We start from the raw sequence: 8,240 nt of genomic DNA, 5'->3' as shown, positions 1-8,240 counted from the left end.
CATAGCCATTTCTCTTGCCGAGCGACGAAGAGGAGATGGCCATAGCGCCAAGGAGTGAGCTGACCTCCACAACGCCCTTTACCCGGCTTCGTAAAATCCGCTGATTTTTCTTGGCAAGACCGTCAAAACAGCCTGACTTTTCGTAAAATTCTACCCAGATCTCATTTCTGTGTTTTGCTCGTGCTGCCAATTGATCTGGCGCAACTCCCCTCCCGATAATTCATCATTTTGTTTACCAGTTTGATAACGTCGCTCTCTGAAAATGCATAAATCCGGTTTATTCACCGGTAATAACAACAGGCCTGCCACCCCGCTCGGGGTATCGATCTCCGCATCACAAAAGGGAGCCGGTCAGGCCAGACAAGGACAATGATGGGGAGTGATGATGGTGAGTTCACACAACAGACAGAGCAGACTGGGACTTGCCGCCCTGCTGCTGACCACCTGCCTTGGCACCAGCGGCTGGGCACAGGCGGCCGACGAGGCACAACCCAAGGGCAAGATCGAGGCGCGCAGCGAGCTGTTCGCCAAAGATCACGCCGATCAGTTCACCAGCTGGAAAGGCACCAGCGAGAGCCACGAGCGTACCGACGCCCTGGCGGAAGATCCGCAGATGGTGGTGCTCTGGGCCGGCTACCCCTTCTCCAAGGATTACAACAAGCCGCGCGGCCACTTTTATGCGCTGACCGACGTGCGGGAAACCCTGCGCACCGGCGCCCCCAAGACCGCCGAAGATGGCCCGCTGCCCATGGCCTGCTGGAGCTGCAAAGGCCCGGATGTGGCCCGCGTTATCGATGAAAAGGGTGAGGATGGCTACTTCAAGGGCATGTGGGCCAAGGGCGGCCCCGAGATCGTCAACACCATCGGCTGCGCCGACTGCCACGATACCGCCTCGCAGGAGTTCAAGGAGAGCAAGCCCGCCCTACACCTCTCCCGTCCCTATGCCGACCGGGCCATGAATGCCATCGGCAAACCGTTCAAGGAGCAGGGGCGCTTTGATCAGCAGTCCCAGGTGTGCGGCCAGTGCCACGTGGAGTACTACTTCAGTGGCCCCACCAAGGAGGTGAAATTCCCCTGGGACAAGGGCACCAGCGTCGAGCAAATGGAAGCCTACTATGACGAGCTGGGCTTCGCCGACTGGACGCACGCCCTCTCCAAAACACCGATGCTGAAAGCCCAGCACCCCGAGTACGAGACCTGGCGCGCCGGCATTCACGGCCAGAACAACGTCGCCTGCGTCGACTGCCATATGCCCAAGGTGCAAAACGATCAGGGCAGGGTCTACACCGATCACAAGGTGGGCAACCCCTTCGATCGCTTCGATCAAACCTGCCGCAACTGCCACACCCAGAGCAAGGAGATGCTGCTGGGGATCGTCAAGCAACGCAAGGAGGCGGTGCACGAGCTCAAGCTGAAAGTCGAGAAACAGCTGGTTCACACCCACTTTGAAGCCAAGGCGGCCTGGGATGCCGGTGCCACCGAGGCCGAGATGAAGGATATCCTGCAAGACATCCGTCACGCCCAGTGGCGCTGGGACTACGCCATCGCCTCCCACGGGGTGCAGATGCACGCCCCTGAAGTGGCGCTCAAGGTGCTCGGCAGCGCGCTGGACAAGGCTGCCGACGCCCGCACCAAGCTGGCGCGTCTGCTGGCTGCAAAGGGAGTAACCCACGAGATCGCCATTCCCGACATCTCCAGCAAAGAGAAAGCGCAAGCCGTCCTTGGCATGGATATGAAGCAGTTCAACAGCGACAAGGCACAGTTCCTCAAGACCACAGTTCCCGCCTGGGATGCCGAGGCCAAAGCGGCCGGACGGCTGGCACAGTAACGGCGCCTGCGGGCCCGACCCCCAAGTCGGGCCCGCAGCGGATGGAGGCTTCCTATGGGTGATTTAACGATGGATTTCTTACGACTGATGCTGATGGCAGCCATGCTGCTGACCAGCCTGCAGGGCCAAGCGGCCGAGCCTGCTGCCGCCCCTGTTCCGACCACTGCTGTCTCAGCCACACAGGAGGTGGAGTTTTTACGCAATCCCGACAAGGCCTGTACCGACTGCCACAAGGAGCAGGAGTATGGCATGCACGGCAAGCATGGCCAGGCGACCAACCCCAACAATCTGGCGCCAGTCACCTGCACCAACTGCCATGGTCAGCCCTCTCCCCAGCACAGGGAAGGGGTCAAGGATGTGATGCGCTTCAGCCACAGCCTGAAGGATAAAGAGAGCATCAAGCTTTATCCCATCAGCGAGCAGAATGGAGTCTGCATGAGCTGCCACGAGCCCAAAGAGCTTCGCGAGGCGCTCTGGGCCCACGACGTGCACGCCACCAAGCTCACCTGCACCAGCTGCCACCAGTTGCATCCGGCCAAGGAGCCCATGGTGGGGCTCCCGGAGAAGTCCCGCATCAAGCTCTGCGTCGACTGCCACAGCAAGCAACATGAGGCCAGCAAGGCCCGGCAGGAGCAGTCCAAACCGGCTACCGGCAAGGAGGCATCATGAGCTGCTCTCGCCGTCACTTCATGGCGGGGATGAGTGCGGGGGCCCTCATCATGATGACGGGGGCTGCTCGTGCCAACACCCGCTCCCTTGCCACCACCCTCGCCCACAGCCAGACCATCGACGGGATCCGCTACGGCATGATCCACGACGAGACGGCCTGCATCGGCTGTACCGCCTGCATGGATGCCTGCCGGGAGGTGAATCAGGTGCCAGAGGGGGTCTCGCGCCTCGAGATCATCCGCTCCGGCCCCATCGGCACCTTCCCTGATGCCGAGTACCGCTTCTTTCGCAAGTCCTGCCAGCACTGCGACAACGCCCCCTGCGTGCATGTCTGCCCCACCGGCGCCTCCCATATCCGCAAGGAGGATGGCATCGTCGATGTCGACGCGGATCTCTGCGTCGGCTGCATGTATTGTCTGGCCGCCTGCCCCTATCAGGTGCGCTTTATCAACCCGGTCACCCGGGTGGCGGACAAGTGCGACTTTTGCCGCAAGACCAACCTGGCGGCGGGCAAGGAGCCAGCCTGCGTGGAATCCTGCCCCACCAAGGCGCTGGTGTTCGGCAATCTGGATGACCCGGACAGCCACATCGCCAAACGACTGGTGAAGGAGACCACCTATCGCTACAAGCAGGCACTCGGCACCTCGCCCAAGATGTACCGCGTGCCCAAAGGGGAGATAAAGTCATGACGATGCAAGAGGCGTTTCACTTCCCTTCCCTCGTGTGGGGATTTGTCCGATCGCCATCTACCGCAGTAACAGAAGGAGGAATGGATCATGTTGCATGACGCATTTCACTTCTCCTCGCTGGTGTGGGACTGGCCCATCGCCATCTATCTCTTTCTGCTCGGCATCTCCGCCGGGGCCACCACCCTCTCGGTGCTATTGCGCCGCAAGGGGGCCGGCAGCGAGAGCGGCATCATCAAGGCGACCGCCATTCTGGCGCCGGTGAGCGTGGTGCTGGGGTTACTGATCCTCATCTTCCATCTGGCCCGCCCCTGGACCTTCTGGAAGCTGATGTTTCACTATCAGTTCGACTCCGTGATGTCGATGGGGGTCATGCTGTTTCAGCTCTACATGGCGGTGCTGTTCGCCTGGCTGGCGGTGGTGTTTCGGGCCGAGATCGAGACCTTGCGCCGTCACCTGCTGCAAGAAAAGTTCGCCTTTGTGGATGGGCTGATCGCCCTGTTGGCACGCTTTGAGCGGCTGCTGGCGCCGCTGTTGCTGCTGCTCGCCGTGCTACTGGGGGCCTACACCGGCTTTCTGCTGTCGGCGCTCAAGACCTATCCGCTGTTGAACAACCCGGTGTTGCCGGTGCTGTTCCTCATCTCCGGCGTCAGCTCCGGCATCGCCTCCACCATCTTGCTGGCGGTCACCCTGTTCAAGGAGAACCATCACAGCCAGGGGGTGAGCTTTGTCCACCGCTTCGAGCGGCCGGTGCTGGCGGTGGAGGTGTTGCTGCTGGTCTGCTTCTTTACCGGCCTCTACTTCGGTGGCGGCCAGAAGGAGGCAGCCATGTGGGCAGCCATCGGCAGCGGTTTCTGGGCTCAGGTGTTCTGGCTCGGGGTGGTGGGCATCGGCATGCTGCTGCCCCAGTTGCTGGCCCTGCTGGCCCCCGCGCCGCTGCGGGCCAAAAACGGCTATCTGGTACTGGTCTGCAGCCTGACCTTGGTGGGGATCCTGCTGCTGCGCTACTTCGTGCTCTATGCCGGCCAGATGACGGTAGTTTAAAGGTATGATCACCAGCGCCAGCCACCCTCGGGTGACTGGCGCTGGTTTGTTGCTGGCCCAATAAATTTCTGGTGATGCCACACCCGTTGCTTGGCAATGTTTTCCCCCAAAGGGAGACGACGCGGCGTGTATGGCATGACATGAATGACATCAAAGATTGAAACGGAGGTTGTGTGCTGGCGGAGCTCGGCTATCTCTCACTGTTGCTGGCGACCGGGCTCGCCCTGCTGCAAGGGCTGCTGCCCTGGCTGGGGCTGCGACTCGCCTCACGCCCGCTGCTCGGCTGTGCCCGCCCCCTAGCCCTGCTAGTCGCGCTCCTGCTCGGGGCCGACCTGCTGCTGCTCGCCAGCTGTTTTGGCCTGGATGACTTCACCCTGGTCTATGTGGCCCAGCACGCCAACAGCGCCCTGCCCCTTGGCTTCAAACTGGCGGCGGTGTGGGGCGGCCATGAGGGCTCCATGCTCTTTTTCGTCTTTGCGTTGGGGCTGTGGGGCGCGCTGGTGGCCCTTTGCTCCAGGCGGGTCGATCCGCTGATCCGCACCCGGGTATTGGCCATCATGGGGCTGATCGTCGGGCTGTTCGGCCTCTATACCCTGATCTTCTCCAGCCCGTTTGACCGCCAGTTCCCGGGGCCGCTGGAGGGGCGCGATCTCAACCCCATGCTGCAAGATATCGGCCTCATCATTCACCCCCCCCTGCTCTATCTCGGTTACGTCGGCTTTGCCGTCAACTTTGCCTTCGCCATGGCGGCGCTGCACTCGGGCAGGCTCGATGGCGCTGTGGCCCACTGGAGCCGCCCTTGGGCGCTCGGCTCCTGGGTGTTTCTCACCGCCGGCATCGTGCTCGGTTCCTGGTGGGCCTATTACGAGCTCGGCTGGGGCGGCTGGTGGTTCTGGGATCCGGTGGAAAATGCCTCCCTCTTGCCCTGGCTGCTCGGCACCGCCCTGCTGCACGCCCTGATTGTCTGCGAGAAGCGCGGCGCCTACGGCCACGCCGTGCTGTTGCTCTCCATCTTCACCTTCGCCTTGAGCCTGCTCGGCACCTTCGTGGTGCGCTCCGGGATACTCACCTCGGTGCACGCCTTTGCGGTGGACCCCAGCCGCGGCCTCACCCTCTTGTTGCTGCTCGGCTTGCTATTGACCTGCGCCCTCACCCTGTTTGCCCTGCGGGCGGACATTCGCGCCCCCTATGCCCGCTTTGGCTTGCTGTCAAAAGAGGGGCTGCTCGGCGCCGCCATCCTGCTGCTCTGCGTGGCCTGCGCCAGCGTGCTGCTCGGCACCTTCTACCCCATGGTGTTCCAGTCACTTCATCTGGGCTCGCTCTCGGTGGGCGCCCCCTATTTCAATACCATCTTCGTGCCGCTGGCCCTCTGCCTGATGGGGCTGATGACCCAACTGCCACGCCTGCGCTGGCAGCAGCTTGCGGCATATTCCAGACTAAACGCTCTGTTGCCGCCGCTGTTTGGCCTGCTTGGCGGCGGGCTCATTAGCCTTGCCTATCTGGAACAGGGATCGTTTTCCGGTAACTGGAACGGCATCCTCGCCAATATGGTGAGCCTCTGGCTGATGGCCAGCCTGCTGCTCCCGCTCTTGCAACCGACGTCGCTGCGCGAGCTCACCCTCAATCGGTTCGGTAGCCTGCTGGCCCATCTCGGGGTAGCGGTGTGTGCCCTAGGCATCGCGCAGGTGAGTCACCACAGTCAGGAGGGGGGCGCCGTACTCGCCGCCGACAAGCCCTATCGACTCGGCGCCTTCGAGTTTCGCTATGAGGGGAGCGAGCCGATCATCGGCCCCAACTACACCGCCGAGCGGATCACGCTTAGCGTGCATAAGAGCGGTAAAGAGGTGGCGCGGCTGACGCCGGAGCGGCGTCACTATAGCGTGCGCACCATGAACATGAACGAGCCCGGCATCGCGTGGGGAATGCTCGGCGATCTCTACGTGGTGCTTGGCGAGAAGATGGGGCCAGGTGCCTATGCCATGCGGCTGCACTACAAGCCGCTGGTGCGCTGGATCTGGCTCGGCGGCCTGTTGATGATGGCAGGCGGTACCCTGCGTCTGCTCGCCCGTCGGCCGCTGCTGGCTAGCCATCCTGCGCCAGCGACTACCCCCTACCCTCGGCTTGAACAGGAGTCCTTATGAATGCCCGTCTGCACCTGTTCGTGCCGCTCGTGCTCACATTGGGGCTCGGTGCCCTGCTCTGGCTCGGCCTTGGCAACAACCCCTACAGCCAGGATGAGGCCGTCGCAGGGCGCACACTGCCTGCCTGGCAGAGTGACGATCTGTTTAGTGGCGCCCCCATCCACACCGCGGCGCTCAAGGGGAATCCCTTCGTGCTCAACATCTGGGCCAGCTGGTGCCCCAACTGCCGCGCCGAGCATCCGCTGCTGGGTGAGCTAGCCAGCAGCGTGCCCCTCTACGGCCTCAACTACCGGGACAAGGGAGACGCCGCCCGCGCTTGGCTCGCGCAGGCGGGCAACCCCTATCGCGCCGTACTGGCCGACCCCGACGGCAAACTGGCCCTTGAGCTCGGCGTCTACGGCACACCGGAAACCTATCTCTTTGATGCCAATGGCACCCTGCTGACCCGTCATACCGGCCTGCTCACTCGGGAGATCTGGCAACACCAGTTTGCCCCCCAGCTTGCAAGGGCCCGCAGCAACACAGCTAGCCAGCCCGAAGTGGAAAGAGAAGCGGAGAGAGAAGTAGAGAGACAAGTGCAGGAGAGCAAGCCATGAGCCGTCTCGGCCACGCCCTGATAGCGCCGCTCTTGCTGGCCTTGAGCCTCGGGGCCCTTGCCAGCGGGGTCGACACCTATGAGTTTCGCCACCCCGAGCGGCAGACCCGCGCTCAGGATCTGGCCCGCGCCCTGCGCTGCCCCCAGTGCCAGAACCAGAACCTGGTGGAGTCAAACTCCCCTATTGCCCGGGATCTGCGGCTCGAGGTCTACCGCTGGGTGGACGAGGGGCAGTCTGATGAGCAGGTGATCGACCGCATGACGGAGCGCTTCGGCGATTTCGTGCGCTACGATCCCCCCTTCAAGCGCAGCACGGCCCTGCTGTGGGGCGGCCCCGCCCTCTTGCTGTTGCTGGCCCTCAATCGCCTGCGCAGGAGCCTGCATCGCCGGCAACCGGCGCGGGTGCCGCTTATCGGCGACAGAGCCGAGGGGGCGCTCGCCCACGACCCCAGGGCCGAGCTGAACCGGCTGATCATGGCCGAGCAGCAGGCGGGGCTTGCCCCCCACAGCCGTCTCTACCGGGAGCTGGAGCTAGCTCTCCTCGCCAACGCAACCCCACCTGCCGAACAGGCTCTGCGTGACCAGCTGGCCAGAGATCGCACCGCCCGTCCGCTGCCCAGGCTGCTGTTATGGATACTCATTGGGACTCTGTTGCTGGCGCTGGTGGCCGGTATTTATGCCGGCACCGGCCGCTATCAGGCGTGGCAGGCTTATCAGTCGCGCCCCGATCCGCTGGCGGGGTTGAGCCCGCGGGATCTGCAGGACAAGGAGCTGGGCGCCCTGCATCAACGTCTGCAAGCCAACCCCACCGATCTCGACGCTTGGGCGGCGCTCGGCCAGCTCTATCTCTATCGGATCGAGTACGACAACGCCCTGCTCGCCTACCAGCGTCTCGCCCTGCTGGAAGGGGGCGCCAGCGCAGCGACCCAAGCCGCTCAGGCAACCGTGCTCTACTACCGGGCGGGCCAGCAGCTGACTCCCGAGGCAACCCGCCTGCTGGAGAGCGCCCTCAAGCAGGACAAGAGCGAGGTGAGCGCCCTGATGCTGCTTGCCTCCGATCACTTCCTGCACGGTCGCTATAGCCAGGCCATTGCGCTGTGGCAACAGTTGCTCGATGAGGAGCGACCCCGCATCAATCGGGCCGCGCTGATAGAAGCAATTCAGACCGCGCGGATGATGGGGGGCTAGCCCGGCAGATCCGTTGTTTCTTCTCAGGACGTTAGCGCCTTCTTCCTGCCAAACCCTGCGCAATGCCAATCAATGCAAAACACCCCATG

The 8,240-nt window shown here is 63.0% G+C and carries 7 protein-coding genes; all 7 read left to right on the top strand.

What is annotated here, in order from left to right; translation table 11 throughout:
• The first annotated feature begins 382 nt into the window (after positions 1-382).
• The 7 genes from nrfA to nrfF all read left to right on the top strand — a co-directional run bounded on the left by nrfA (position 383) and on the right by nrfF (position 8,151).
• On the top strand, positions 383-1,828 hold the full coding sequence (nrfA, locus tag I6L40_RS11765) for an ammonia-forming nitrite reductase cytochrome c552 subunit (protein ID WP_216994303.1): 1,446 nt from the start codon (positions 383-385) through the stop codon (positions 1,826-1,828).
• A 54-nt stretch (positions 1,829-1,882) separates the two neighbouring features.
• Positions 1,883-2,497, top strand: coding sequence for a cytochrome c nitrite reductase pentaheme subunit (nrfB, locus tag I6L40_RS11760; RefSeq protein ID WP_071914228.1), 615 nt, complete (start codon positions 1,883-1,885; stop codon positions 2,495-2,497).
• Complete coding sequence (nrfC, locus tag I6L40_RS11755) at positions 2,494-3,186, top strand: cytochrome c nitrite reductase Fe-S protein (RefSeq protein WP_071914229.1); 693 nt, start codon at positions 2,494-2,496, stop codon at positions 3,184-3,186. The genes nrfB and nrfC overlap by 4 nt, the downstream gene beginning before the upstream one ends.
• Positions 3,187-3,273: 87 nt before the next feature.
• Positions 3,274-4,227: a cytochrome c nitrite reductase subunit NrfD gene (gene nrfD / locus I6L40_RS11750; protein ID WP_071914231.1), complete on the top strand. Its 954-nt coding sequence runs from the start codon at positions 3,274-3,276 to the stop codon at positions 4,225-4,227.
• A 173-nt stretch (positions 4,228-4,400) separates the two neighbouring features.
• Positions 4,401-6,368: a heme lyase NrfEFG subunit NrfE gene (nrfE, locus tag I6L40_RS11745; RefSeq protein WP_216994302.1), complete on the top strand. Its 1,968-nt coding sequence runs from the start codon at positions 4,401-4,403 to the stop codon at positions 6,366-6,368.
• Positions 6,365-6,964: a DsbE family thiol:disulfide interchange protein gene (locus I6L40_RS11740; RefSeq protein ID WP_216994301.1), complete on the top strand. Its 600-nt coding sequence runs from the start codon at positions 6,365-6,367 to the stop codon at positions 6,962-6,964. Before nrfE ends, I6L40_RS11740 begins: the two co-directional genes overlap by 4 nt.
• Positions 6,961-8,151 (top strand): heme lyase NrfEFG subunit NrfF, encoded by a 1,191-nt coding sequence (nrfF, locus tag I6L40_RS11735; protein ID WP_216994300.1) that lies wholly within the window; start codon positions 6,961-6,963, stop codon positions 8,149-8,151. Before I6L40_RS11740 ends, nrfF begins: the two co-directional genes overlap by 4 nt.
• Positions 8,152-8,240 lie beyond the last annotated feature (89 nt).

The sequence above is a fragment of the Aeromonas sp. FDAARGOS 1410 genome (genome assembly GCF_019048745.1).
Taxonomy (GTDB): domain Bacteria; phylum Pseudomonadota; class Gammaproteobacteria; order Enterobacterales; family Aeromonadaceae; genus Aeromonas; species Aeromonas jandaei.
The sequence above is the reverse complement of the archived record's forward strand: the minus strand, read 5'-3'. Positions and strand labels throughout refer to the sequence as shown.